Here is a 23787-nt window from a genome sequence, read left to right on the forward strand (position 1 = left end):
ATGCCGGCGGCCGCGGTTCCAGACGGTCTCAGCCCGGCAGCGTCAGGAGACCCGCCTTCCCGTCCGCGCAGCCGAAGAGCAGCCTTTCACCACGGCCGTCCCAGGCCAGGGCCGTCACTGCGCTTCCCGGTACGGCCGGCCGCACGAGCAATTCGGCGGCGTCGGTGAAGCGGACCAGCAGGATGCAGCCGTCCTCGTAGCCGATCGCCAGGACCGGCGCCTTCGGGTGGAACGCGACCCTGGAGACCCGGGCGGGCCGGACGCCGCATTCCCGCGGCGCCTTCCCGGTCGGCCCCTCCTTCGAATCGAACGGCCACACGATCGCGGCCTCGGCCCCGCCCGTGGCGAGCCAGTTCCCGTCTGAGGACCACGCCATCGAGCGGACCTTGCCCGGATAGCCCGACATCCGCATGTGGCCTCGATCCGGCTGAAGGCGCCAGCCGTGCAGGGCGTTCTCCTGCATGGTCGATACGACGAAGCGGCCGTCCGGCGACCACGTCACGTCGATATGCGAGCCCTTCCAGCTGATGACCTCGGCCGGGGTCTCGAGATTCGGGTACCAGAGGCTCACGCCGTTGTAGTGGGCGACCCCGAGACGGTAGCCCTTGGGGGCGAAGACGAGGCCGCGGGCGCTCGACGGCGCCTGGAAGTGCCGCTCACGCCCCTTCGCATCCCGGGCGACGACGTTGCGGCCGGCCGACCAGGCCACGGCCCCATCGGGATGGAGCGCCAGGGCGTCGATCCAGGCGCCGCCCTTGGCGAGGCCGAGCTGTTCCAGGGAGCCGTCGGAGCGGATCTCGACCACGCGGCCGTCATCGCCGCCGGTGAGCAGCCTGCCGCCTGAGCCGGCGGCCACCAGAATCCCGCTGTCGGGATGCGCGGACAGGCGCGTCAGGCCGCCCTCCCGCGCCAGCACCACCGTGCCGTCGCTGAGCGCCAGGGCGGGGGTGTCCTTCAGGACATGCGCGGCGATGACGTGGGCGCCGGGCTCCAGCGCGGCCACGTGACTGGTGAGGGACGGGTTGCTGAGGGGGCTCGTCATTGCGGGGGGACCTTCGCGGCCGACGTGCCGGCGCGCAAGACCAGGATTGCGGTAATCAGCGCGAGCCCGCCGGAGATCGCCGCCGGCGCGATCAGCGCGTACAGGGCGAACAAGCCGTAGGCGTGCGCGCCGAGATAGGCGCCGAACAGCAGCGACAGCCATACTAGCCCGTCGCCGACCCAGCCCATCGGGTCGCCTGTCCGTGTGAGGGCCTGGGCGATCTTCTGTCCCAGGCTGAACAAAGCCCCGGTGACGAAGGTCGTACCGGCGCGGAAGCCCTTCACCTGCGCCAGAACCGCGTTCTGCGAGCCCATCGCCAAGGCGACGAAGAAGGCCGCGAGGCCGAGTTCCGGCGATTGGAGGCCGAGACCGAGGCCGCCGAGGATCAGCAGCGATTCGTAGGCCAGGACCACCGGCGTCGTCCAACGGGGCGGCACTAAAATGGCGAGGCCGCTGCCGAGCACCGAGCCGGTCAGGAAGGCCAGCAGCAGGGTCGCGGGCAGGATCATCCGGTGCAGCTCGGCACCGGCGCCGAAGACCGCGAGCTGCGTGGTGTTGCCGCTCATGAACGATGTGTAGAGGCCGCCCAGGCGCACGAAGCCCAGGGCATCCACGTAGCCGGCGAGCCCGGTGAGGAGCAGGCCGATGCCGAGCTGCCAGTTCCGGCTCACGCACCGGCTCCGCGGCCGGGCCCCGGTAACGGTCTGTTAACCATTTGGATCACTTCGTTCAGCAGGGCAGGGCCGCGGTTAACGAGCCGCTCACCAAACCCGAGCAATTCGATGCAAACAGGGTGAACGCCGTGTCGGAAGGGGCCGTTGCCCCTGCGATCCGGTTCGGGGCCACGCTGCCCCGGCCGGGTGAGTGGGAGTTGCGTCATGGTTCCGTTCGCCGCCGCTTTCGTCTGCCCGTCCATGCCCGTCCTGGACCCGGCTGCCGCCACGATCCTCGTGGTCGAGGACGAGCCGACCGTGTGCGAGCTGGCCGCCGAGGTGCTGCTCGACGAGGGTTATCGGGTGCTCACCGCCGCGGATGCGTGGCAGGCCGAAGCCATCCTGGCCGGCGAGAGCGTGGACATGCTCTTCACCGATATCGATCTCGCCCGCAACACGAACGGTTTGGCGCTCGCGCGGTGGGCGCGGCGCCACTGGCCGGATCTCGCGGTGGTCTACACCTCCGGCGGGCGCGCCTGCCTGCCGGCCGACGAGGCCGTCTCGGGTTCGGTCTTCGTGCCGAAGCCGTATCGGCCCGGCCAGCTCGTGGCCCTCACCCGCGACGTCCTGCACGCCGCGCTCCTCCAACACGCCTGATCCCGCCCTCGAGGACCCACGTCATGCGGTGCATCCTTTCCGCAGCCGGCATCGCCCTGGCGCTCGCGGTGACCGCCTCGCCTGCCGGCGCGGCCTGCGACGTGAAGGGCGCGCAGATCGAGGAGACCATCGCCGCCAAGCCCGAGCTGCGCGCCGACGAGAACGCCCAGCTCGTGCGCGACCTGCGCACGCTGCGCGACGCAGCCATCGTGCTCGAGACTTACAAGTTCCCCGGTGAGTGCGAGAATCTGCTGGGCATCGCGAAGTCGCTCCTCGCCAATCCCGCCAAGACGATCGAGCAGGGCGGCGATACCGACGAGGACAAGGCCGAAAGCCTGAGCGAGGCACGGGAGCCCAAGGAGGCCGCCGGCTCCACGAAGGCGAAGTGATCCAAGCCGGCGCCTAGCGCTCCTCGCCCGCGCTGGCGCCGATCTTGGCGCGCGCCAGCGCGCGGCTCAGTTTGGCGGCGATCTGCTGGCGCAGAGTGTCGGCCATCTCGATGTCGACCAGCCGCCAGCTCAGGCCGCGCAAGCGCAGCCGAATCCGCGTGCGCTCCGCGCGCGGCGCGTCCGGCGGGATCGGGATGACGACCGCGCGGAAGCCCCGCATCTCAAGGGCTGCGTAGTAGGGCAGGAGACGGTCGACGTTGCGGATGGCCAAGCCTTGCGGCCGCGCTCCGGCAGGCCGCTCGACGTCGAGCTTGTCGGGCCAGCCGTTGGCGAGCAGGTCGATGACCGTGTCGGGCGTCACCATCGTCTCGGACAGGGCGAGGGCGAGGCCGTAGGCGGCATCGTTCAGGCGCTGGCGGTCACGCGGCTCCAGGTCGGTATCCGTCTCGGCAGCGGTGCGCATCGCCGCGGTGATCTGCCGGACAAGGGACAACCGCAGCGTCCGGAAATTCACGTGCGTCTCGACATAGGCGGCGTCGTGCCGCCGCACCGCCTGCGCGAGATCGTAGAGCGACCACAGCGGGCTCAGAGTGTATGCCAGCCAAGCCAGGGCGAGGCAGAGCGGGATCGCGAGCCAGCGCACCACCGTCAGAACCCGCGTCGGGGCGTCATGGCTCGGCCGACCAATGCGCCAGACCTGAGAACGCCGCCACCACGCTCTCGTAGACCGGGCGCTTGAAGGGTACGATCAGGTCGGGCAGTTCCGAGAACCGCGCCCAACGCCACGCGTCGAACTCGGGCTTGTGGGCGCCGCCGCCCGGCTGGAGGACGTCGATCAGTGCCTCGCCGCCAAGGAAGCCGTAAGCGAACCATTTCTGGGCTTGGCCGCGGTAGCGGCCCTTCCAAGCCTGCTTCATGACGTCGGGCGGCAGATCGTAGGCGAGCCAATCCGGGATTTCGGCCAGCAGCTTGAGCGCGTCCGGCGGGACGTTGGTCTCTTCGTAGAGTTCGCGGCGGGCCGCCGACTCCGGGTCCTCGCCAGGGTCGATGCCCCCCTGCGGCATCTGCCACATGTGCGGACCGGCGACGTGCTCGGGACCAGCATCCTTGCTCCGACGCCCGACGAAGACGCCACCCGATCGGGAGATCAGCGCGACGCCCACGCAGGGCCGGTAGGGCAGGGCGCTGCCCGGGTCCGAATCCGTCGTCATCTCGGCGACCATAGGTCAGGCGCGCGCGAGGCGGCAACGTCGGCTAGGTTCAGGGGCCGAGTTTCGGTCGCTCGGTCTACCTGCGCGGATGGAGGTCGGGCGGTCACTCAATCCGCCGTTGAGACACGCTTGTCGCGTGCGCCGCGGAGGGCGACGCTGGCCGGCACGAGTCTGAGCCCGCGAGCGTCGAGATCTTTTGCCCAGCGGGCGATTCGATCGACCGTGAGCGCCGCGCCTCCGGCGGAGACGAGAACGAAGCCGTTGGCCTTGGCGCGCGCCTCGGCCTGGGCGAGGGCGGCGTCGATGGCGTCGGCGCGCGGCGTGGCGTCGAGGACGATCTCGGCGCGGGCGATCGGCGTGCGGGCCTTGTTGGCGGGGGCGGTCGCGGGCTTCGCGCCCGTCCCATCGTCGAGGAAGCCGAGGCCGCGACCTCCGATCTCCCGCAGGATCGGCTCGAACGCCGGATCCGCCATCAACTTGGAGCCCATGAAGTTCGCGACGCCGACATAGCCCGGGAAACGGGCGAGCGCCCAGGCGAGCCGGTCTGCGTTCTCCGGCCCCTTCAGCGCCGTGAGCAGGGCTTGCGGTCCCGGATCGCTGTCAGGATAGTCGAACGGCTCCATGGGCAGTTGAAGAAAGACCTCGTGTCCGGCGTCGCGCGCCCGGGCGGCCGCGCGTGCGGCCTCGCCGCCGTAGGGCACAAAGGCGAGACTGACGGCCGCCGGCAGGCGCGCGGTGGCGCCGGCCGTGGCGGCTTGGCCGACACCGAGTCCGGTCACCACGATGGCGATACGTGGTCCCGTTCCCGCCTCCTCAGCCCGGGCATATACGTCCAGGGCGCGCGCCCGACCCTCGCCGAGCTTCGGCATCACACCGTGGCGTCCCGTCTCGGTGATCCGCGGATCCGGCGCCGGAGCGAGGCGGGGCGCACTCGGCGGCGGCACGCGAATCACCACAGCGTCCGACGGGCCGGACCCGGCGGGCCGCACGACGGTCACGCCGGAGGCCGTCTCGATCTCCTCCGCGCTGCGCTGGAGCGACGTCGGGGTCGGGGCCGTCGTGGCGACCTGCGGCTCGGTGACGGGCGGCGAGGCGGCGGCCTGTGCGGGCCGGCCGGCCGGCTCACGGATCGTGATGCTGGCTTCGACGCGGGGGTCACCGCCCCGGGAATCGCCGAGCGCCAGCACCAGCCCGACCGTGACCGCGAGGGCGATCGCGATCGCGCCGCCCGTGACCCTCGGCCGACGTGCGAACGCGACGGCGCGTCCGAGCCTGCCGCTGGGCTGCTCCGGCGCTGCCGCCTCCGGTACCCCGAGGGGTCGCGTGAGCATATCGTCGGTGGACTCGGTCAAGCGGCTCTCGATGCGGGATCGCGCTCCCTGCACCGTCGGATGCGGCGCGGATCCCCGCCACCATTGCGGCTCCGCATGGTTAACGTTTCGCTAAAGCCGGACCCGGTACGAAAAACCGCCCGGCCTGGGGCCGGGCGGGTTCAAATCTCGCGCTCCGTAACTTGGCGGCTCAGTTCGGCAGGCTGGGCTTCTGCTGTGCCGCGGGGGTCCCGTTGGCCGCGCCCTTCTGGATGCCGTGCAGGAAGTCCACGGCCGAGATGAGCTGCTTGTCCTTCGCCGGATCCGGCGGCACGTAGGCGGAGGAGCCGCCGCGCTCGTCGGTGTCCTTCTGCTTCAGGTGGCCCTTCAGTCCGGCCTCACCCTTGGTCTCGTCCTTGCCCTTCAACTCGTCGGGCACGTCCTGCGTGACCTCGACATCCGGCTCGATACCCTTCGCCTGGATCGAGCGTCCCGACGGCGTGTAGTACCGCGCCGTGGTCAGCCGCAGCGCGCCGGAGCCGCCGAGCGGGATGATCGACTGAACCGACCCCTTGCCGAAGGAGCGGGTCCCCATGATCGTCGCGCGCTTGTGATCCTGCAAGGCGCCGGCGACGATCTCGGAGGCCGAGGCGGAGCCGCCGTTGACCAGCACAACCACCGGCTTGCCCTTGGTAAGGTCCCCCGACTTCGCCGAGAAACGCTGCGTCTCGTCCGGGTTGCGGCCGCGGGTCGAGACGATCTCACCGCGGTCCAGGAACGCGTCCGACACCATCACGGCCTGGTCGAGCAGGCCGCCCGGGTTGTTGCGCAGGTCGATGACGTAGCCCTTGATCTTGTCGGCACCGATCTCGCCGGTCAGCTTGTCGATCGCCGCCCGCATGCCGTCGAAGGTCTGCTCGTTGAACTGGGTCAGGCGGATGTAGGCGACGTCGCCGCCCTCGACCTTCGAGCGGACCGGCTTGATCTTGATCACGTCCCGCGTGAGCGTGACGTCGATCGGATCCTTCGACTCCTTGCGGCTGATCTTGAGCTTCACGTTCGAGTTCACAGGGCCGCGCATCTTGTCGACCGCCTGGTTCAGGGTGAGGCCCTGAACCTGATCGTCGTCGATCTGCGTAATGATGTCGTTGGCGAGCAGCCCCGCCTTGGCGGCCGGGGTGTCGTCGATCGGCGTGACGACCTTGATCAGGCCGTCCTCCATGGTGACCTCGATGCCGAGCCCGCCGAACTCGCCGCGGGTGGTGGTCTGCATGTCGCGGAACGCCTTGGCGTCCATGTAGCTCGAATGCGGATCGAGCGAGGTCAGCATGCCGTTGACGGCCGCCTCGATCATCTTCGACTCGTCCGGCTTCTCGACGTAGTCGGTGCGGACCTTCTCGAAGACGTCGCCGAACAGGCTGAGCTGGCGATAGGTCTCGGCCGAGGCGGCCACGGCGCGCGGACCCGACAGGAAATCGGTCTGCGTGGCTACCATGGAGGTGCCGGCACCCAGGAAGGCGCCCAGCATGATCAGGGATGTCTTGCGCATCAGCCGCGAACCTTCTCGCCAAGTACCGTATTGTTCGGGCTCTTCGCCCACCACGGCTCCGGATCGATGGAGCCGCCGTCCTTCTTGAACTCGACGTACAAGGTCGGATCGCCGTCGGACCCGGGTGGCCCAGCACCCTTGTCGCCCATGCTGCCGACCGGTTCGCCCGCGAGCACGAACTGCCCGACCTCGACGCTGATCTGATCCATCCCCGCGAGCAGGAGATAGTAGCCGTCGCCCGCGTTGATGATCAAGAGTTGCCCGTACGACCGAAAAGGCCCCGCGAATTGCACCCACCCGTCCGCCGGGGCAGAGACCGTCGCCTTCGGGCGCGTCGTGAAGGACACGCCCCGCGTGGTCCCGCCGTTGCCGTCGGGCTGGTTGAAGCCGCGTGTGAGCCGTCCACTGACGGGCCGCGGCACTTCGCCCCGCACGTCGGCGAAATGCACCTTTGGGGCCAGGCGTGCCGGATCACGGAACCCGGCCGCGGCAAATCGTTCCTGCGTGACCTTGACCTCTCGTTCGGCCGCAGCCTTCGCCTCCTCGGCGGTCTTCCTGTCGGCGGCCGCTTCGGCCTCGGTCCGGTCCATCAAATCCTTGAGGGTCTTGGCCTGAGCCCCGAGCTCCGCGGCCCGCCGACGCTCGGTGGACAAGCCGCTCTCGATCTCGGCCTGCCGGGCGCGGCGGGCCGCGACCAGCGCCTGCAGGCGCTGCTGCTCGCGCGCCCAGCCGGCGAGATCGGAGGCCAGACCTTCCTTGTCCTGCGCGATCAGGCCGCGCAGGCGGATCATCTCCGCGAGATCGGCCGCGAGGGTGTCGACCTCGCCTCGCAGCTCCGGCACGACGGCGCCGAGCAGCATCGAGGTGCGTATGGCCGCGAGGACGTCCTCGGGGCTCACGAGAACCGCGGGCGGCGGCCGGCGCCCCATCCGCTGAAGCGCCGCCAGGATCTCCGCGACGATGCCGCGGCGGGCCTGGAGCGAGCGCCGGATCGCGGCCTCACTCTCGCCCATCGCCTTCAAGCGCTCTTCCAGGCGGCTCAGACGCTCCTCGGTCGCCTGCGCTTGGCGACCCGCATCGAGGAGCGCGGCATCCAGCTTGGCCCTGTCGGTCCCGATCGTGGCAATCTCGGCCTCGAACTGGGCCCGCTGGCCGGCGCTGGCCGCGAGCGCCTCCTGCACGCGCTTGAGATTTTCGGCGCGGCGATCGCGCTCCTCGGCGGCGCGCTGAGCCGAATCTGCGTCGGCGGGCATCTCGGAACGCACCGGCGTCGCAGCGACGGCGAGGGCCAGCAGGACGACGGCGCGCAGCCGGTGCTGAGGACCACGGAAGGCAACCGCCCGCAGTCTTTCCACGGTCGACATGGCCGATCAGCCCGCCTCGCCGCGATGATAGGGGTGACCCGCCAAGAGGGTCAGGCTCCGATAAATCTGTTCGAGGGCGAGCACGCGCACAAGTCCGTGGGGCAGGGTGGCAGCCCCGAAAGACAGGATCAGCTCCGCCTTCGTCCGAATTGAGGCGTCCAGACCATCCGGGCCCCCGATAGCCACGACGAGGGCAGGGCGCGCGACGTCGCGCCACGCGGCGACGCGATCCGCTAGGGCCTCGCTGGTGACATCGGCCCGCCCGCGTTCGTCGTAGGCGAGTAGGACCCCCCCAGGGGGCAGATGGGTCAGGAGCGCGGCCGCCTCTTCGGCACAGCGGTCGGTGGCGCGCCGGGCCCGCGATTCTGGGATCTCGAGGCTGTCACAGGCGGGAAAGCCCAGTCCACGCCCCAACTGGGCCGCGCGGTCGCGATATCGTGACGCGAGTTCCCGCTCCGGACCGGCCTTGAGCCGGCCGACCGCCGCGAAGATCAGACGCAATCCGGACGTCCGCCCTAGCCGGCGGCGAGCCCGACCGGACGATCAGCGCCCCACATCTTCTCCAGATTGTAGAAGCCGCGAACCTCGGGGCGGAAGATGTGAACGAGCACGTCGCCCGCGTCGATCAGCACCCAGTCGCAGGCAGGCAAGCCTTCGACCCGAGCATTGCCGAAGCCGCGATTCTTCATTTCCTGGATCACCTTGTCGGCGATCGAGCCGACATGGCGCTGTGACCGGCCGGACGTGATGATCATCGTGTCGGCGAGCGAGGTCTTACCGGCGAGGTCGATGGCGATCGTCTCCTCGGCCTTCATCTCGTCGAGGCATCCGAGGGCCAGGGCCTTCAGGTCGTCCGAGCGCGCCTGGCCGGAGGGTTCCGGGGCCTGGACGGGGGTGCGGATCGTCTCCGTTTGAATGGTCTCGGGCAGAGTCCTGGTTCCTCGTGGTGCCGCAGGTGACGTCACGCCCCGCGGGATCGTCTGAAATTGGCGGTATCGGCCGTCGATTGCAACCGTGGCGACCCCGAATGCGCAGTGCGTCCCCGAACGCCCTCGCGGATCGCCGTCGATGACAGCGTGGAGCGGGGACCGTGCAGGAAGACCCAGGCCGGAGGAGCGCGCGTCGCGAGCGTCGCCGCAGCTTCTTCCGGCAGGCGCGCGCCAGCCAGGCGGCGCGCCGCCCGGGCGCTCAGCGGGGTCATGGTCGAGCCCGGACGATCGATGACCGCCATGGGCATCAGCCGGGCGATCTCGGCGAAGCCCTTCCAGCGGTGGAACGTCGCCAGCGAGTCGGCGCCCATGATCCAGACGAAGTGGACGCCGGGCCGATGGCGCTTCAGGAACCGCAGGGTCTGGACCGTGAAGCGCACGTTGAGCGCCGCCTCGATGCCGGTCACCGCGATGCGCGGATGTCGCGCGACCGACCGGGCCTGCGCGCAGCGCACGGTGACGGGAGGGAGCGCCTTTCGGCTCTTGAGAGGGTTGCCCGGGCTGACGAGCCACCAGACCCGGTCCAGCCCGAGTCGCCGCATCGCCATGAGGGTGACATGGCGATGGCCCAGATGAGCGGGATTGAAGGATCCGCCGTAGAGGCCGATCCGCATGCCGGGGGCGCTCGGCGGCAGGGTCAGCCGCACGCCGGCTCCTGGATGGGCGTCACGGACGCGTCTGGCCGCTGCCGTGGACGCGGTACTTGAAAGTGGTCAGCTGCTCGACCCCCACCGGCCCGCGCGCATGCATGCGCCCGGTAGCGATGCCGATCTCGGCACCGAAGCCGAACTCGCCGCCATCCGCGAATTGCGTGGAGGCGTTGTGGGTCACGATCGCGGAATCGACCTCCGCCAAAAACCGCGTGGCCTCCGCGTCGTCCTCGGTGATGATCGCGTCCGTGTGGTGCGAGCCGTAGGTCTCGATGTGCTCGATCGCCGCGGCGATCCCGTCCACCACCCGCACCGCGATGATCGCGTCGAGATATTCCGTGTGCCAGTCCTCCTCGGAGGCAGCGGTGACCCGGGGGTCGACGGCCCGCGTCTCGACGTCGCCGCGAACGGCGCATCCGGCATCCAGCAGGGCGCCGACCAGGGATGCGAGATGCGTCCCCGCGCAGGCCCGGTCCACCAGCAGCGTCTCGGCCGCGCCACAGACGCTGGTCCGGCGCATCTTGCTGTTCAGGAGGACGGTGCGCGCCATGTCGAGGTCGGCCGCTGCGGCCACGTAGACGTGGTTGATGCCGTCGAGATGGGCGAAGACCGGCACGCGGGCCTCGGCCTGGACGCGCGCCACGAGGCCGCGCCCGCCGCGCGGCACAATCACGTCGACGCAGCCGTCAAGTCCGGCGAGCATCAGACCCACGGCGGCCCGGTCGCGCGTCGGCACGAGCTGGATCGCGTTCTCCGGCAAGCCGGCATCGGCGAGGCCCTGACTCATCGCCCGGGCGATGGCCATGGCGGTGCGGTGGCTGTCGGAGCCCGCCCGCAGGATGGCAGCGTTTCCGGCCTTCAGGCACAGCGCGCCGGCATCCGCGGTCACGTTCGGCCGACTCTCGAAGATGACGCCGACGACACCGAGGGGCACGGCGACCCGCTCGATCAGGAGGCCGTTGGGCCGCTCGATGGCGGCGAGCTGGCGTCCCACGGGATCCGCCAGCGACCCGACCTTCTCCACGGCCTCCGCGATGGCCGACAGGCGGCCAGGATCCAGGGTCAGGCGGTCGATCAGCGCGGCGCTCTGACCGGCGTTGCGGGCGGCCGCCACGTCGCGGGCGTTCTCGACGAGGATCTCGTCGCGGTTCGCGCGCAGGCGCTCGGCGATCCGCTTGAGCGCCACGTCCTTGGTCCGCGCGGAGGCCAGCGCCATCAGCCGGGCGGCGGCTCGGGCGCGCCGGCCGATCGCCGCCATCTGCTCCGGCAGGGCGTCGGCCTCGGCGAAATCCGATCTCAGGTTTAGGACGGGCACGCTGGCGTCCTCGGTTGGCGGCGCCCTATGCTTCGGCGCGACAGAGAGAAGACGCCGTATTTGCACATCGCGCGCCGCACGCACAAGGGTGTCCGAGTGCTGGTCGACGCAATAATCAATTCGGAGATGATTGTGATTAATCCAGTGCGGAAAGTCGAGAACTAGAACAATGCCAAGTCATCCCGATGAACCATCCAGGCGCGACCGGGATAGTTGAGCAATTCCGGGATACGCGCGCTGGGATGCCCGATGATCAAGGCGGCTTCCGCGCTGTCGTAGGCGACGAGCCCGCGGCCGTGGACACGGCCGTCGCCATCGCGGATCACCACCGCATCGCCACGGGAGAAGCTGCCTTCGATGGCGCGGACGCCCACCGGCAGGAGGCTCGCGCCGCCACGCAGCGCCTTCACGGCGCCCGCGTCGATGGTGAGGCTGCCGCGCGGTTCGAGGGAGCCGGCGATCCAGGTCTTCCGGGCAGCGGTCGGCGTGGACCCGGAGAGGAACCACGTGCAGCGAGCCCCATCCCGAACGGCGCGCAGCGGGTTCTTCTGCCGACCGTCCGCGATCACGAGGTGCGTGCCGCCGGAGGCTGCGATCTTGGCCGCCTCGATCTTGGTGCGCATGCCGCCGCGGGACAGCTCGGAGGCCGGGCCGCCCGCCATCGCCTCGATCTCAGGGGTGATGCGCTCGACCACCGGCAGATGCTGCGCGTTCGGGTCGCTTTTCGGCGGCGCCGTATACAGGCCGTCGATATCCGAGAACAGGACCAGCACGTCGGCATCGATCATGGTGGCGACCCGGGCGGCGAGGCGATCGTTGTCGCCGTAACGGATCTCCGACGTCGCCACCGTGTCGTTCTCATTGACGACCGGCACCGCGCGCATCTCGAGCAGTTTGAGCACGGTGGCGCGGGCATTGAGGTAGCGGCGACGCTCCTCCGTATCCTGGGGCGTCACGAGGATCTGGCCGGCGACGATGCCGTGATGACCGAGCGCTTCGGCCCAATGCCGCGCCAGAGTGATCTGCCCCACCGAGGCCGCACCCTGGCTCTCTTCCAGCCGCAAGGCTCCGGAGGGCAGCCCGAGCACGGTGCGCCCGAGCGCGATGCTGCCCGAGGAGACGACCAGGACATCGACGCCGCGCGCGTGCAACTCGGCGATGTCCTCAGCCAGCGCCGCGAGCCAGGCGTGCCGCAGACGCCCGGCCCCCCGGTCGACGAGGAGGGCCGACCCGACCTTGAGGACGACGCGGCGGAAATCTTCGAGGACGGGGATCATGATGCTTGCGGGTCCGGGTCGATCGAGGCGATTTGAACGAAGATCGCGCTGTTGAACAGCCACTCCGCCTCGCGGCGATCACCCGTCACGATGGCGTTGGATCAGCGGCCTGTCGGGTGTCCGCAGGCTTCCGGCAGGGCGGCGAGGCGCAGGCCGGACCAGGCTGCCGCGGGGGGCCAGGAGCTCCCGCGAATCACGGCTGCCAAGCCACGGCCGGCTGCCGCTCGGCCTCCGCGCTGGCGTCGATTTCCGCCTGGAGCGCCCGAAGCGCCTCCGGCACGCCTTTCCGGCTGGCGGAGGACAGGACCAGCGGTGCACGACCGGCCGCCCGCTTTAGCTTGGCAACCTGGCTCTTCAGGGTATCGGCGTCGAGGGCATCCGCCTTCGAGAGGGCGACGACCTCGGGCTTCTCCGCGAGACCGTTGCCGTAGGCTTCGATCTCGCCACGAACCAGCTTGTAGGTCTTGCCGGCATGCTCCGTGGTGCCGTCCACGAGGTGCAGCAGCACGCGGCAGCGCTCGACGTGGGCGAGGAACCGGTCGCCCAGCCCGACGCCCTCGTGCGCGCCCTCGATCAGGCCCGGGATGTCGGCGAGGACGAATTCGCGCCCGTCCGAGCGCACGACGCCGAGCCCGGGATGCAGCGTCGTGAACGGGTAATCGGCGATCTTCGGCTTCGCCGCCGTGACGCTGGCCAGGAAGGTCGACTTGCCGGCATTCGGCAGGCCGACGAGCCCGGCATCGGCGATCAGCTTGAGCCGCAGCCAGATCCACATCTCCTGGCCTTCCTGGCCGGGATTGGCGTGCTTCGGAGCGCGGTTCGTCGAGGTGGTGAAGTAGGCGTTGCCGAAGCCGCCGTTGCCGCCCTTCGCGAGGCGGATCTTCTGGCCGACCTCGGTCAGGTCGGCGAGCAGCGTCTCGCCGTCCTCGGCGAAGATCTGCGTGCCGGCCGGGACCTTCAGGACCGCGTCGGAGCCGTTGGCGCCGTGGCAGTTCGAGCCCATGCCGTGCTCGCCCTTCCGGGCCTTGAAGTGCTGCTGATAGCGGTAGTCGATCAGGGTGTTGAGACCCTCGACGCACTCCACCCAGACATCGCCGCCGCGGCCGCCGTCGCCGCCATTCGGTCCCCCGAACTCGATGAACTTCTCCCGCCGGAACGAGACGCAGCCGGGACCGCCATCACCGGAGCGGACATAGACCTTGGCTTCGTCGAGGAACTTCACGACCTGAATCCTTTGTCGGGTGCGGGCTCGCGGCCCGCACCATCACCGTGTCGACGGCCGCCGGCCAGCCCCGGCGCCGTGGCGCCGCCTCAGGCGGCTGCCGTCATCGCCGGCTCGGACGACGGCCTCTGCCAGCGCCGCCGGTCGAGGCGGAAGAGATCGACCGGCAGATCCTCACCGCGCGCCGGGAAGGGCCGGATCGCGCTGCCGACCGGCACGAAGCCGCAGCTCTCCAGAACGCGCCGGGACGCCGGGTTGACCGTGCGGGCCGACGCCGAGAGTTCCGCGCCGCCGGTATAGGCGAAGAAGGCGTGGCACAGGGCCGTCACGGCCTCGGCCATCAGGCCGCTTCCCCAGTAGGCCCGCCCGAGCCAGTAGCCGAGCTCCGGCGGCGCGTCGGCCGGCGCCTCGATGCTGATGACACCGATGAGGCTGCCGGGCGCCGCCCGCGGCGCGAGGGCGAGCGTGAGGGCCGAACCGGCGGTGTTCTGCGCGCGTGCCTGAAGCAGGAACGCATCCACGACCGGGGCCGGGAGCGGGTGCGGCACCCGCGCCAGCATCGCGGCGACCGACGGGTCGCCGGCCAGCTTCAGGATCGCGTCCCTGTCCTTCGCGGTCGGCCAGCGCAGCCACAGCCGCCGCGTCTCGATCCGGAAAACGTCATCACGGGTCAGATCGGGGAACATCGTGCCCTCGCAGGGCGGCGCTCCCGGCTCCGGGTCACCGCCTCAAGACGACGAAGGGGAGGATGGCGTCCCATCCTCCCCGGGGTTCCGTCCGATCCGGCCCGTCAGGGGCTCGGCAACGACGTCTCCGGTCCGGTGTGGGACACCGGGCGGGACGCCAGCTTCGCCTCAAAGGCGCCCGCCTCTTATTCCGCGGCCTCGGCCAGCGGGGTAACGGCTACGAAGGCGCGCCCGCGGCGCGTCTCGAAGCGGACATGGCCCGGTACCAGCGCGAACAGCGTGTGGTCCTTGCCCATGCCGACATTGGCGCCGGGATGCCATTTGGTGCCGCGCTGACGCACGATGATGTTGCCCGGAATGACCGATTCCGCGCCGAACTTCTTGACGCCGAGGCGCCGGCCTTCCGAGTCGCGACCGTTGCGGGACGAACCGCCAGCCTTCTTGTGTGCCATGGGATGAGCTCCGAATTCTGTTTGGCTTCGATGCGGTCGCGGATCGGTCCCTCAGGGGACCGGACGCGCCCAGCGTCTGGCGTGCGTCAGGCCGAAATGCCGGTGATGCGCACGACCGTGTGGTCCTGGCGATGGCCGCGCTTGCGGCGCGAGTTCTGCCGGCGGCGCTTCTTGAAGGCGATGACCTTCTTGTCGCGTCCGTGGCGCACGATCTCGCCGGTGACGCTGATGCCCGACAGGGTCGGTGCGCCGACCTGGGTCGCGCCCGCGCCGTCGGCGAACAGGAGGACCTCGCCGAAGGTCACGGCCTCGCCGGCCTCGCCGGCCAGGGAGGCGATGGTGATGGTGTCGTTGGCGGCGACGCGGTACTGCTTACCGCCCGTCTTGATGACTGCGAACATCGTTCTCTCGTGTTCTCGAACGGCCTCCGGGGCGGCTGCCCCTGGACCGGCTTCTTGTTTGAAGTCATTGCACGGGCTTGTGCCCGGACAACGCGAAACGCGCGGACCTCAGGGAGGCCGCGCGCCATGCGGGGTCACTACGGGCGCGGGCGCCACATGTCAATCCGCGCGTCGATCCGCGCGGCCCGGATCAGCGGATCGGCGCGCCGGTCACCAGGATCCCCTTGGCGACCGTGCCCTGCGGACCGAAGGCCGCCAGAGCCGCGGCGCACCAGGCCTCGCGGCCCACGGCGGCCAGTTGCTGGCGCACCTGGGTCGACCGGGTCCGCAGCTTCTGCTCCAGCAGGGCTTCCTGGCCGGCATTCACGCGGGCGGAGAGGCGCAGCGTCGTGAGCTGCCCGGCCCTGACCTGGACACCCGGACAGGCCTGCTCGGCGATGATCGTCGTGGAGGCGGCATCGGCGTAGTTGTCGAGCGGTGAGGCCGGGCTCGTCGGGGCGACCGGAACCTGCGCGACGGCCGGGCCGGCGAGGAGCAGACTCAGACAGGCGGCGATGGCACGTGGGCTCCGCAAAGCTCAAAACTCCCTGGTGTCGCCAACCCCCTCGGCGGCCGTGCGGCACGCACCGCTACGGGGCAGCCTTGAACTCGCCCTCGATGCGCAAGGTCACCTCGTCGCCGAGATGGGGGAGATAGGCGTTGATCCCGAACTCCGACCTCTTGATGACGGCGCGCCCGTCGAAGCCCACGGTGTAGCGCTGGTCGACCGGGTGGATGCCGGCTTGGTTGAAGGTCGCGTCGATGGCGAGCGGCCGCACGGTGCCGCGCAGGTTCAGGTCGCCGGTGATCCGCGCCGTCGTCGGGCTCGTCGGCTCGACCGTCGTAGCCGTGAAGGTGGCGTTCGGGAACTTCGCGGTGTCGAAGAAATCCGGCGCCGCGAGGTGCTCGTTGAGGCGCGCGCTGCCGGTGATCACACCGCCGAGCGGCACGCTCACCTCAAGCCGGCTCTTGTCCGGCGCCTTGGGATCGAGGGTCAGCGTTCCCGTCAGGCCGGTGAACTGGCCGTAATAGGTCGAGTAGCCGAGATGCGAGACCGACCACGTGACCTTGCCGTGATCCGGATCCAGCACGTAGGCACCCGGGCGCACCTGCGTCGGATCGGCACTCGGCGCGACCGGCACGCCCTTGCCGGCCGGATCGTCGGCTGCCTGAGCCGGCCCCAAGGAGAGGAGGCCGATCAGGGCGAGAAGTGGCGCGCGCATTCTTGTCCCCCCGGAGCGCGGCCAAGCCCGGCCGGCGCGGGGCCCGTGATTTCACGATCTCCCTGCGCGCTCAAGCACGTCTGGCGGTGACCGGCGCGCTTCTGTAGTCAGCCCTGAACAGCGGGCAGGCATGGCATGATCGGCAAGCTCAAGGGCGTGGTGGACTCCTTCGGCGAGGATTTCGTGATCCTCGACGTGGCGGGGGTGGGCTACATCGCCCATTGCTCGGCGCGCACACTGCAGCGCATGCCCAAGGTCGGCGAACCGGCGGAGCTGTCGATCGAGACCCATGTCCGCGAGGACATGATCCGCCTCTACGGCTTCCGATCGGACGCCGAGCGCGAATGGTTCCGGCTGCTCCAGACCGTCCAGGGCGTCGGCGCCCGCGTCGCCCTCGGGGTGCTGTCGGTCCTGGAGCCCGAAGCCCTGGCCGGCGCCATCGCGACGGGCGACAAGGGCGCGATCAGCCGTGCCCCCGGCGTCGGGCCCCGGCTCGCGGCCCGGCTGGCGGCCGAGCTGAAGGACAAGGCTCCGGCCTTCGCGCCCATCGATCCGGCCCTCGTCGCCTTGACCGGCGCCGTTGAGGAGGGCGCGGCTCCGCAGCCGGTGGCGGATGCGGTCTCGGCGCTCGTGAATCTCGGCTACCCGCAGGTCCAAGCCGCCGCCGCCATCGCGGCCGCGCTCAAGGGCGCGGGGGAGGGTGCGGAGGCCAAGGTCCTGATCCGTCTGGGCCTGCGCGAACTCGCCCGCTGAGGGGCGCGCGGCAGACCCTTCGAGGCCCGTTCCGATCGCCCGCCCTTGACCCGCCGGAGCAGCGGTGCCATGTCCGCCCCGGCCAGTAAAACATTGAAAAGCAAGCTACTTTTCAATCTTTCTAATCTGGCGCGGCAGCTCGGGGCGGTCCGGAAGACCGTGGCGGGCACGGGGATGGCGGGATTAGCGGCGCGGATGATCGTCTGCTCTTGTAATGTCATATCGGATGGCGCGGTTCGCGGGTGTCTCGCGCCCGGACCGGGCTGCCCGCGCACCCCCGCCCAGGTCTACGCCTGCCTGGGATGCAGCCCGAAATGCGGGCGCTGCGCCCGCACCATCCGGTCCATCATGCAGAGCGCCCTTGGCTCGGTAGCTGGGCCGTTGCCGGCCGTCGAGGGCAGCCATGCCTGCACGACGGCTTGCGCCAGCGCCTGTAGTTTGGTGAAATTCCAAACTGCGGATGAGGGAGTCGCAGCCTGATGCTTCTGCCCCCGCCTGAAAGAACGGTAAGGAGTACGGGGGCATGAAGGGCGACACCAAGGTCATCGAGTACCTCAACCGCGGACTGCGCAGCGAGTTGACGGCCGTCAGCCAGTATTGGCTGCACTTTCGCATGCTCAATGACTGGGGCTACATCGACCTGGCCAAGTTCTGGCGCAAGGAGTCGATCGAGGAGATGAACCACGCGGACCGGTTCGTCGACCGGATCCTGTTCCTCGACGGGTTCCCGAACCTCCAGGAACTCGACCCGCTGCGGATCGGCCAGAACGTCCAGGAAATCATCGAGTGCGATCTCGCCGCCGAGAACGAGGCGCGCCGCCTCTACCTTGAGGCTGCTCAGTACTGTGATTCGATCAATGATCGCGTCTCCAAGATCCTGTTCGAGGATCTGGCGACCGATGAGGAAGGCCATATCGACTTCCTCGAGACGCAACTGGAACTGATCAAGCAGATCGGCCTGCCGCTCTACGCGCAGAAGCACATCGGCGGGCTGGAACAGATCGCGCCCGAGAAGGACTGAGGCCGTTCGAGCCCCGGGCGCCGTGACGGCGTCTTCCGGGGTGACGGACAACGCGGGAGGGGTCGGGCCGACAGGGTCCGACCCCTCTACGCCCCTGACGGAGATGGGACTCGGGATGCGGCTGGTGGTGGTCGGCGCCGACGGGCGCATGGGTCGGATGCTGGTGCGCGCGGTGGCCCAGGCCGAGGGCTGCACCTTGTCCGCGGCGATCGAGCGGGCGGGCTCCCCAGCGCTGGGGCAGGACGCCGGGACGCTCGCTGGTCTGCCGGCCCTCCATGTCCCCGTGACGGACGATCCGCTCGCGGCCTTCGCGGCCGCCGACGGCGTGCTCGACTTCACGGCCCCGGCCGCCACCGTGGCCTTCGCGGAACTCGCCGCCCAGGCCCGCATCGTCCACGTCGTCGGGACGACCGGCCTGTCCGAGGAGGATCTGGCGAAGCTGAAGGCGGCGTCCTACCACGCCCGCATCGTGCAGTCGGGCAACATGTCGCTCGGCATCAACCTGATGACCGAGCTGGTGCGGCGGGTGGCCAAGTCGCTGGGCGACGAGTTCGACATCGAGATCTTGGAGATGCACCACCGCATGAAGGTGGACGCGCCCTCCGGCACGGCGCTGATGCTGGGCGAGGCCGCCGCCGAGGGCCGCGGCGTGGACTTGAAGGCCGTCCGCGTCTCGACCCGGGACGGGATCACCGGCGCCCGCAAGCCCGGCGACATCGGCTTCGCCACCCTGCGGGGCGGCAGCGTCGTGGGCGACCACAGCGTGACCTTCGCCGGGATCGGCGAGAGCCTCACGATCAGCCACCACGCCGCCGATCGCGGCCTGTTCGCCGCGGGCGCCGTCAAGGCGGCGCTCTGGGCGCATCCCAAGCCGCCGGGCCTCTACGCCATGGCGGACGTGCTCGGCCTGTGACCGGAGGCGCTGCGGCCATGGAGCGGCTCCTCGTCCTCGTCCGGCACGGCCAGAGCGAGTGGAACCTCAAGAACCTGTTCACGGGCTGGCGCGACCCGGACCTGACGGAGCGCGGCGTCGCGGAGGCCCGGGCGGCCGGCACGGCGCTCGGGCGCGACGGCTACGGCTTCGACGCGGCGTTCACCTCCGAGCTGGTCCGGGCACAGCGCACCTGCTCCCTGATCCTGGAGGAGATGGGCCTGCAGGGCATTCCGGTCGCGCGCGACCGCGCGCTGAACGAGCGCGACTACGGCGATCTCGCGGGGCTCAACAAGGACGACGCCCGCGCCCGATGGGGCGAGGCGCAGGTCCATGCCTGGCGCCGGTCGTACGACGTGCGGCCCCCCGGAGGCGAGAGCCTGAAGGACACCGCCGCGCGGGTCCTGCCCTGCTACATCACGGCGATCCTGCCCCGGGTGATGGCGGGCGAGCGCGTGCTGGTGGCGGCGCACGGCAACTCGCTGCGCGCCCTCGTGATGGTTCTCGACCGCCTGGGCGAAGATTCCGTTCCGGATCTTCAGATCAAGACGGGCGTGCCGCTGGTCTATCGCCTGAATGCCGATACGACGGTCGCCTCGAAGACGGTTCTCGCCCGGGACGGCGACGGGGCCTGAATGGCGACCGCGCTCGCGCCCGGGCTGATCCACCATCCGGGCTACCTCGACGCGGCGGCCCGCGCCCGGCTCGCGGCCGAGATCGCCGCCATCCTCGCCGACGCCCCGCCCGTCACACCGCGCATGCCCCGGACCGGCAAGCCCTTCTCGGTGCGCATGTCGAATGCCGGGCCGCTCGGCTGGGTGTCGGACGTCCGGGGCTACCGCTACCAGCCGGCGCATCCCGAGACCGGCCGTCCCTGGCCCGCCATGCCCGCGACCGCGCTCGCAGCCTGGGCGGCGCTTGCGGCGTGTCCGGCCGCGCCTGAGGCCTGCCTGATCAATCTCTACGCCCCCGGAACCCGCATGGGCCTGCATCAGGACCGCGACGAGGCGGAGTTCAGCGCGCCGGTGCTCTCGCTCTCGCTCGGCGCGGACGCCCTGTTCCGCTACGGCGGCTTGCGGCGCACCGACCCGACGCGCTCGATCCGCCTGTCCTCGGGCGATGCCCTCGTGATCGGGGGCCCCTCGCGGTTGATTTTCCACGGGGTCGACCGGCTCTATCCCGTCGGCGATCGTCTCGCCGAAAAGAGTCTCCTGGGGGAGCTGCCTCCGGACGGTCGCTGCAACCTCACGCTCCGGCGCGTCACCCCCTGCGGCACGCCATGACGGGGCGGCGGCGCCGGCATCGGCCTGGCCGACTCCCGACGATCTCCCTTCATCGTGATGCCCGGCGCCATTCGCTCGCGGCTTGACAGATCCGGTCGTCGGGCAGACCCATCGCGGTCGGAGCCCCGGGGCGGGCCCGAGAGGAGAACCGAGTTCCGATGCTGGTGCGCAACCTGACGCTGCATCTCGGGCGTGCTCTCTGCGCGGCCGCCCTGGCGGCCAGCCTCGGTTCCGCCGCCCGGGCCGGTGATCCCGTCTTCCCGCCGGGGTCCCGCTTCGGCTTCGACCCGCCGTCCGACATGTCGCTGTCGCGGCGCTTCTCGGGCTTCGAGCGCAAGGAGGGCGGCGCGACCCTGTCGGTGGTGGAGCTGCCGCCGAACGCCTTCGCGGAGCTCGTCAGCGGCTTCACCGACGCGAACCTCCTGAGCCAGGGCTTCGCGGTCGAGAAGCGCGAGGAGGTCAAGATCGGCGACAACGAGGGCATGCTCTACACCGGCGAGCAGCCCGCCGACCCCAACGCCTCCACGCCGGCGATCCGCAAGTGGATCCTGGTCGTCGGTGCGCCCACCGTCACGGGACTGATCATCGCCCAGGCGCTGCCGGATGCCGAGACCGAGGCAACGATGCGCAAGATGGTGACCGGCGTCGCCGTGCGCCCGGCCCTGAGCCTGACCCAGCAGATCGACGCGCTGCCCTTCCGAATCTCCGACATGGCGGGCTTCCGCCCGGTGCGGGTTCTGGCCGGCAATTCGGTCCTGCTGACCCAGGGCCCCAAGGATCAGATGCAGAACCTGGAGCAGCCGATCCTCGTGCTGGCGCAGGCGGTCCAGCAGCCGCCCACCGCCGAGCAGCGGGACGGCTTCGCCCGCGCCGCCCTGGCGTCGAACCAGACCCTCAAGGACTTCGTCATCGAGCGTGCGCAGAGCTACCGCTCGAACGGCGTCGAGTGGCACGAGATCGTGGCCCGCGCCATCGATCAGCCGACCAACGTGCCGGTGGTGGTCTCGCAGACCATCCGGTTCGCCCCGGACGGCTACCTGCGCGCCCTGGGTGTCGTCCGCGAGGATCAGCGCACGGGCGTGCTCGCCAAGTTCCGCGAGGTCGTGGACAGCGTGCAGGTGAAGTAGCGCCTCACCAGACCACGGCCTGCCCGTCCCGCCGCGGGTCGCTCGCCGCCACGTAGCCCTCGACGGCGGGATCGCCCATCCGCCAGATGAACTGGCCGGCGCCGAAATCCTGGTAGCTGTCCTCGATCACCTCCAGGCGGTGGCCGAGGGCCTTCAACCGGTCGAGGGTCGCGGCCGGCATCGCGGCCTCGACATTGATGTCGAGACCCTCGTTCACCCGCCAGCGCGGTGCGTCGCAGGCCGCCTGCGGGTTCTGGCCGTGGTCGAGCATCCGCACCAGCGTCTGGACGTGTCCCTGCGGCTGCATGTTGCCGCCCATGACGCCGAAGCTCATCACCGGCGCGCCGTCCCTGGTCAGGAAGCCCGGGATGATGGTGTGGAAGGGCCGCTTGCCCGGCGCGACCGCGTTGGGGCTCGCCGGGTCGAGCACGAAGCCGTAGCCGCGATTCTGCAGGGAGATCCCCCAGCCCGGCACCACGACCCCCGAGCCGAAACCCATGAAGTTCGACTGGATGAAGCTCACCATCATGCCGCTCTCGTCGGCGGCGGTGAGATAGATCGTGCCGCCGGCCGGAGGCTTCCCCGGCCCGAAGACCTGGGCGCGGTTCCGGTCGATCAGCTTGGCGCGCTCCGCCAGATAGGCCGGGTCGAGCATCGCCTCCGGGGTCACCTCCATGCTGCGGGGATCGGCGACGTACCGGTAGGTGTCGCTGAAGGCGAGCTTCATGGCCTCGATCTGGAGATGCTGGGCCTCCGGCCCGTCCACGGCCATCCCGGCGAGGTCGAACTGTTCGAGGATACCGAGCGCGATCTGCGCGGCGATGCCCTGACCGTTCGGCGGGATCTCGTGCAGCGTGTGGCCGCGATAATCCTTGGCGGTGGGCGTCACCCATTCGGGCCGGAACGCCGCGAGGTCGGCCGCCGTCATCGCGCCGCCATGGGCTCGCGCGTGTGCGGCGATCGCCTCCGCGATCTCGCCCCGGTAGAAAGCCTCGCCCCTGGTCTCGGCGATCAACCGGAGCGTCCGCTCGGCGCCGGGGAAGGTCACGAGTTCGCCGACGTCGGGGGCACGGCCCCGCGGCAGGAAGAACTCCGAGAAGCCCGGCTGGCGGGTGATCGCCTCGATCCGGGCGGCGGCGGCCCATTTCTGCTGGACCACCACGGGTGCGAGATAGCCGCGCTCGGCGATGCGGATGGCGGGCTGCATCAGGTCGGCGAAGGGCAGGCGGCCGAAGCGTTCGCTCAGCGCCGCCCAGGCGCCGACGACCCCGGGGACGGTGACGGAGTCCCAGCCTCGCATCGGCGGGCGCTCCGCTGTGCCGTACTTGCGGGCGAAGTAATCCGAGGTCCACGCCGCGGGCGCTCCCCCGGAGGCGTTGAGGCCGTGCAGGGCCTGCCCGTCCCACAGGATGCAGAAGGCGTCCGAGCCGAGGCCGTTGCTGCACGGCTCGGTGACCGTCTTGGCCGCCGCCGCGGCGATCGCCGCGTCGACGGCGTTGCCGCCGGCCTGAAGCATCTGGATGCCGGCCTGAGCGGCCAGCGCATGCGAGGTCGCCACGCAGTTGCGCCCGAACATCGGCATGCGCAGCGACGGATAGCCCGTGACCCAGTCGAACGGCTTCATGGCCCAGATCCCGTCAGCGGCAGCCGACGCGGCTGCTTCTGATGGCTTGGCATACAGCATAACCGATCGCCGTGAAGTCCCGGTGCGTCCGGTCCCAAAAACGAAGAGCGCGGACCCGAGGGTCCGCGCTCCATCGACGTCGTCGTGTGGGGGCGAACGCGCCTCAGTAGGGCCGGCCGTAGAGCGGCGAAGTCGGATCCAGGCGGTCGACGAAGGACAGGTCGACGTTGCGGATGGCCGAGGACCGCGCACCGATGAACGGGCCGTTGGTGATCGGATCCGGCAGGATGCCGCGGCCGAAGCGGTCGGTCGGGCCGTAGGGCGGCGTCAGCTGGTTGGACGCGGCGATCAGATAGGGATTGAGGGCGGGGTTGCGCGAGCCGCCGGCGCCCGGAACGCCCGAGGACAGCGGCACGTTGCCAGCGTCGAGCCAGCTGCGCGGACGCACGCGGATCGGGAGCGGCCGGCCGACGCTGTAGACCGGGCCGCGAACGAAGCCATCCTGAGCCTGGGCCGGCGCGGAGGCCGCGGCGCCGAGGCCGGCGGCGGCGATGACGCCGAGGAGGGCGATCTTGAGCGAGCGCATGGCCAACCTTGTGTGAGAGTGCCGAACACTATG

The 23787-nt window shown here is 70.4% G+C and carries 29 protein-coding genes; 9 read left to right on the plus strand and 20 right to left on the minus strand.

Annotation, left to right across the window (positions count from 1 at the left end; translation table 11 throughout):
• Positions 1 to 28: 28 nt before the first annotated feature.
• The gene (locus tag ACLBX9_RS24390) at positions 29 to 1042 is read right to left on the minus strand and encodes a WD40 repeat domain-containing protein (RefSeq protein ID WP_447720741.1); all 1014 of its coding nucleotides are present in this window, start codon (positions 1040 to 1042) and stop codon (positions 29 to 31) included.
• Entirely contained in the window at positions 1039 to 1713 is a 675-nt protein-coding gene (locus ACLBX9_RS24395) for a YoaK family protein (RefSeq protein ID WP_010683525.1), read from the minus strand. The genes ACLBX9_RS24390 and ACLBX9_RS24395 overlap by 4 nt, the downstream gene beginning before the upstream one ends.
• A 207-nt stretch (positions 1714 to 1920) precedes the next feature.
• Between ACLBX9_RS24395 and ACLBX9_RS24400 the strand changes: the two genes are divergently transcribed.
• On the plus strand, positions 1921 to 2352 hold the full coding sequence (locus ACLBX9_RS24400) for a response regulator (protein ID WP_447720742.1): 432 nt from the start codon (positions 1921 to 1923) through the stop codon (positions 2350 to 2352).
• A 23-nt stretch (positions 2353 to 2375) separates the two neighbouring features.
• Complete coding sequence (locus tag ACLBX9_RS24405) at positions 2376 to 2741, plus strand: hypothetical protein (protein WP_010683523.1); 366 nt, start codon at positions 2376 to 2378, stop codon at positions 2739 to 2741.
• A 13-nt stretch (positions 2742 to 2754) separates the two neighbouring features.
• On the opposite strand, the gene ACLBX9_RS24410 is transcribed toward ACLBX9_RS24405, so the two are convergent.
• The 16 genes from ACLBX9_RS24410 to ACLBX9_RS24485 all read right to left on the minus strand — a co-directional run bounded on the left by ACLBX9_RS24410 (position 2755) and on the right by ACLBX9_RS24485 (position 16429).
• Positions 2755 to 3384, minus strand: coding sequence for a DUF2939 domain-containing protein (locus ACLBX9_RS24410; protein ID WP_447720813.1), 630 nt, complete (start codon positions 3382 to 3384; stop codon positions 2755 to 2757).
• Positions 3385 to 3409: 25 nt separating this feature from the next.
• The gene (locus ACLBX9_RS24415) at positions 3410 to 3964 is read right to left on the minus strand and encodes an RNA pyrophosphohydrolase (RefSeq protein WP_447720743.1); all 555 of its coding nucleotides are present in this window, start codon (positions 3962 to 3964) and stop codon (positions 3410 to 3412) included.
• Positions 3965 to 4059: 95 nt separating this feature from the next.
• Positions 4060 to 5304 carry a divergent polysaccharide deacetylase family protein gene (locus ACLBX9_RS24420; RefSeq protein ID WP_447720744.1) on the minus strand — a complete coding sequence of 415 codons (1245 nt, stop codon included), beginning with the start codon at positions 5302 to 5304 and terminating at the stop codon, positions 4060 to 4062.
• 169 nt (positions 5305 to 5473) lie between these two features.
• Entirely contained in the window at positions 5474 to 6811 is a 1338-nt protein-coding gene (locus ACLBX9_RS24425) for a S41 family peptidase (protein ID WP_010683519.1), read from the minus strand.
• The gene (locus ACLBX9_RS24430) at positions 6811 to 8175 is read right to left on the minus strand and encodes a murein hydrolase activator EnvC family protein (protein ID WP_447720745.1); all 1365 of its coding nucleotides are present in this window, start codon (positions 8173 to 8175) and stop codon (positions 6811 to 6813) included. Before ACLBX9_RS24430 ends, ACLBX9_RS24425 begins: the two co-directional genes overlap by 1 nt.
• 6 nt (positions 8176 to 8181) lie before the next feature.
• Positions 8182 to 8676, minus strand: coding sequence for a 23S rRNA (pseudouridine(1915)-N(3))-methyltransferase RlmH (rlmH, locus tag ACLBX9_RS24435; RefSeq protein ID WP_010683517.1), 495 nt, complete (start codon positions 8674 to 8676; stop codon positions 8182 to 8184).
• Between the two features lie 14 nt (positions 8677 to 8690).
• Positions 8691 to 9140, minus strand: coding sequence for a ribosome silencing factor (gene rsfS, locus ACLBX9_RS24440; protein WP_447720746.1), 450 nt, complete (start codon positions 9138 to 9140; stop codon positions 8691 to 8693).
• A complete protein-coding gene (locus ACLBX9_RS24445; RefSeq protein ID WP_447720747.1) occupies positions 9137 to 9811 on the minus strand; it encodes a nicotinate-nucleotide adenylyltransferase in 675 nt (224 codons plus the stop codon). Before ACLBX9_RS24445 ends, rsfS begins: the two co-directional genes overlap by 4 nt.
• Before the next feature lie 19 nt (positions 9812 to 9830).
• Positions 9831 to 11129 carry a glutamate-5-semialdehyde dehydrogenase gene (locus ACLBX9_RS24450; RefSeq protein WP_447720748.1) on the minus strand — a complete coding sequence of 433 codons (1299 nt, stop codon included), beginning with the start codon at positions 11127 to 11129 and terminating at the stop codon, positions 9831 to 9833.
• 161 nt (positions 11130 to 11290) lie between these two features.
• Entirely contained in the window at positions 11291 to 12406 is a 1116-nt protein-coding gene (gene proB / locus ACLBX9_RS24455; RefSeq protein ID WP_010683513.1) for a glutamate 5-kinase, read from the minus strand.
• A 193-nt stretch (positions 12407 to 12599) separates the two neighbouring features.
• Entirely contained in the window at positions 12600 to 13628 is a 1029-nt protein-coding gene (gene obgE, locus ACLBX9_RS24460) for a GTPase ObgE (protein WP_447720749.1), read from the minus strand.
• A gap of 89 nt (positions 13629 to 13717) precedes the next feature.
• Complete coding sequence (locus tag ACLBX9_RS24465) at positions 13718 to 14314, minus strand: GNAT family N-acetyltransferase (protein WP_447720750.1); 597 nt, start codon at positions 14312 to 14314, stop codon at positions 13718 to 13720.
• 185 nt (positions 14315 to 14499) lie between these two features.
• The gene (rpmA, locus tag ACLBX9_RS24470; protein ID WP_010683510.1) at positions 14500 to 14766 is read right to left on the minus strand and encodes a 50S ribosomal protein L27; all 267 of its coding nucleotides are present in this window, start codon (positions 14764 to 14766) and stop codon (positions 14500 to 14502) included.
• A gap of 86 nt (positions 14767 to 14852) precedes the next feature.
• Positions 14853 to 15167 carry a 50S ribosomal protein L21 gene (gene rplU, locus ACLBX9_RS24475; RefSeq protein ID WP_010683509.1) on the minus strand — a complete coding sequence of 105 codons (315 nt, stop codon included), beginning with the start codon at positions 15165 to 15167 and terminating at the stop codon, positions 14853 to 14855.
• 190 nt (positions 15168 to 15357) lie between these two features.
• The gene (locus ACLBX9_RS24480; protein ID WP_447720751.1) at positions 15358 to 15741 is read right to left on the minus strand and encodes a hypothetical protein; all 384 of its coding nucleotides are present in this window, start codon (positions 15739 to 15741) and stop codon (positions 15358 to 15360) included.
• A 55-nt stretch (positions 15742 to 15796) separates the two neighbouring features.
• Entirely contained in the window at positions 15797 to 16429 is a 633-nt protein-coding gene (locus tag ACLBX9_RS24485; RefSeq protein ID WP_010683507.1) for a YceI family protein, read from the minus strand.
• A gap of 135 nt (positions 16430 to 16564) precedes the next feature.
• On the opposite strand from ACLBX9_RS24485, the gene ruvA reads away from it, so the two are divergent.
• The 7 genes from ruvA (at position 16565) to ACLBX9_RS24520 (ending at position 21544) form a co-directional block, all read left to right on the plus strand.
• The gene (ruvA, locus tag ACLBX9_RS24490; RefSeq protein WP_447720752.1) at positions 16565 to 17182 is read left to right on the plus strand and encodes a Holliday junction branch migration protein RuvA; all 618 of its coding nucleotides are present in this window, start codon (positions 16565 to 16567) and stop codon (positions 17180 to 17182) included.
• 195 nt (positions 17183 to 17377) lie between these two features.
• Entirely contained in the window at positions 17378 to 17662 is a 285-nt protein-coding gene (locus ACLBX9_RS24495) for a (2Fe-2S)-binding protein (protein ID WP_083920207.1), read from the plus strand.
• A 43-nt stretch (positions 17663 to 17705) separates the two neighbouring features.
• On the plus strand, positions 17706 to 18203 hold the full coding sequence (bfr, locus tag ACLBX9_RS24500; protein WP_010683505.1) for a bacterioferritin: 498 nt from the start codon (positions 17706 to 17708) through the stop codon (positions 18201 to 18203).
• A gap of 115 nt (positions 18204 to 18318) precedes the next feature.
• Positions 18319 to 19116, plus strand: coding sequence for a 4-hydroxy-tetrahydrodipicolinate reductase (gene dapB, locus ACLBX9_RS24505; RefSeq protein WP_447720814.1), 798 nt, complete (start codon positions 18319 to 18321; stop codon positions 19114 to 19116).
• 17 nt (positions 19117 to 19133) lie between these two features.
• The gene (locus ACLBX9_RS24510) at positions 19134 to 19769 is read left to right on the plus strand and encodes a 2,3-bisphosphoglycerate-dependent phosphoglycerate mutase (RefSeq protein WP_447720753.1); all 636 of its coding nucleotides are present in this window, start codon (positions 19134 to 19136) and stop codon (positions 19767 to 19769) included.
• Positions 19770 to 20417, plus strand: coding sequence for an alpha-ketoglutarate-dependent dioxygenase AlkB (locus ACLBX9_RS24515; RefSeq protein WP_447720754.1), 648 nt, complete (start codon positions 19770 to 19772; stop codon positions 20415 to 20417).
• Between the two features lie 158 nt (positions 20418 to 20575).
• The gene (locus ACLBX9_RS24520; RefSeq protein ID WP_447720755.1) at positions 20576 to 21544 is read left to right on the plus strand and encodes a hypothetical protein; all 969 of its coding nucleotides are present in this window, start codon (positions 20576 to 20578) and stop codon (positions 21542 to 21544) included.
• A 4-nt stretch (positions 21545 to 21548) separates the two neighbouring features.
• Here the strand turns inward: ACLBX9_RS24520 and ACLBX9_RS24525 are convergent, their stop codons facing one another.
• Together ACLBX9_RS24525 and ACLBX9_RS24530 are read right to left on the minus strand one after the other, a co-directional pair.
• The gene (locus tag ACLBX9_RS24525; RefSeq protein WP_447720756.1) at positions 21549 to 23168 is read right to left on the minus strand and encodes a gamma-glutamyltransferase family protein; all 1620 of its coding nucleotides are present in this window, start codon (positions 23166 to 23168) and stop codon (positions 21549 to 21551) included.
• A 163-nt stretch (positions 23169 to 23331) separates the two neighbouring features.
• Positions 23332 to 23754, minus strand: coding sequence for a hypothetical protein (locus ACLBX9_RS24530; RefSeq protein ID WP_447720757.1), 423 nt, complete (start codon positions 23752 to 23754; stop codon positions 23332 to 23334).
• Positions 23755 to 23787: the final 33 nt, after the last annotated feature.

The organism is Methylobacterium sp. A49B (assembly GCF_053346215.1).

Bases quoted from the DNA above. Each gene is read 5' to 3' on its own strand.
- ACLBX9_RS24510 (WP_447720753.1), top strand. From the start codon at position 19,134: ATGGAGCGGCTCCTCGTCCTCGTCCGGCACGGCCAGAGCGAGTGGAAC.
- ACLBX9_RS24485 (WP_010683507.1), bottom strand. From the start codon at position 16,429: ATGCGCGCGCCACTTCTCGCCCTGATCGGCCTCCTCTCCTTGGGGCCG.
- proB (WP_010683513.1), bottom strand. From the start codon at position 12,406: ATGATCCCCGTCCTCGAAGATTTCCGCCGCGTCGTCCTCAAGGTCGGG.
- ACLBX9_RS24405 (WP_010683523.1), top strand. From the start codon at position 2,376: ATGCGGTGCATCCTTTCCGCAGCCGGCATCGCCCTGGCGCTCGCGGTG.
- ACLBX9_RS24390 (WP_447720741.1), bottom strand. From the start codon at position 1,042: ATGACGAGCCCCCTCAGCAACCCGTCCCTCACCAGTCACGTGGCCGCG.
- rplU (WP_010683509.1), bottom strand. From the start codon at position 15,167: ATGTTCGCAGTCATCAAGACGGGCGGTAAGCAGTACCGCGTCGCCGCC.
- ACLBX9_RS24400 (WP_447720742.1), top strand. From the start codon at position 1,921: ATGGTTCCGTTCGCCGCCGCTTTCGTCTGCCCGTCCATGCCCGTCCTG.
- ACLBX9_RS24530 (WP_447720757.1), bottom strand. From the start codon at position 23,754: ATGCGCTCGCTCAAGATCGCCCTCCTCGGCGTCATCGCCGCCGCCGGC.
- ruvA (WP_447720752.1), top strand. From the start codon at position 16,565: ATGATCGGCAAGCTCAAGGGCGTGGTGGACTCCTTCGGCGAGGATTTC.
- ACLBX9_RS24495 (WP_083920207.1), top strand. From the start codon at position 17,378: ATGATCGTCTGCTCTTGTAATGTCATATCGGATGGCGCGGTTCGCGGG.
- ACLBX9_RS24415 (WP_447720743.1), bottom strand. From the start codon at position 3,964: ATGGTCGCCGAGATGACGACGGATTCGGACCCGGGCAGCGCCCTGCCC.
- ACLBX9_RS24465 (WP_447720750.1), bottom strand. From the start codon at position 14,314: ATGTTCCCCGATCTGACCCGTGATGACGTTTTCCGGATCGAGACGCGG.
- ACLBX9_RS24515 (WP_447720754.1), top strand. From the start codon at position 19,770: ATGGCGACCGCGCTCGCGCCCGGGCTGATCCACCATCCGGGCTACCTC.
- ACLBX9_RS24525 (WP_447720756.1), bottom strand. From the start codon at position 23,168: ATGAAGCCGTTCGACTGGGTCACGGGCTATCCGTCGCTGCGCATGCCG.
- bfr (WP_010683505.1), top strand. From the start codon at position 17,706: ATGAAGGGCGACACCAAGGTCATCGAGTACCTCAACCGCGGACTGCGC.
- rpmA (WP_010683510.1), bottom strand. From the start codon at position 14,766: ATGGCACACAAGAAGGCTGGCGGTTCGTCCCGCAACGGTCGCGACTCG.
- dapB (WP_447720814.1), top strand. From the start codon at position 18,319: ATGCGGCTGGTGGTGGTCGGCGCCGACGGGCGCATGGGTCGGATGCTG.
- ACLBX9_RS24430 (WP_447720745.1), bottom strand. From the start codon at position 8,175: ATGTCGACCGTGGAAAGACTGCGGGCGGTTGCCTTCCGTGGTCCTCAG.
- ACLBX9_RS24425 (WP_010683519.1), bottom strand. From the start codon at position 6,811: ATGCGCAAGACATCCCTGATCATGCTGGGCGCCTTCCTGGGTGCCGGC.
- ACLBX9_RS24520 (WP_447720755.1), top strand. From the start codon at position 20,576: ATGCTGGTGCGCAACCTGACGCTGCATCTCGGGCGTGCTCTCTGCGCG.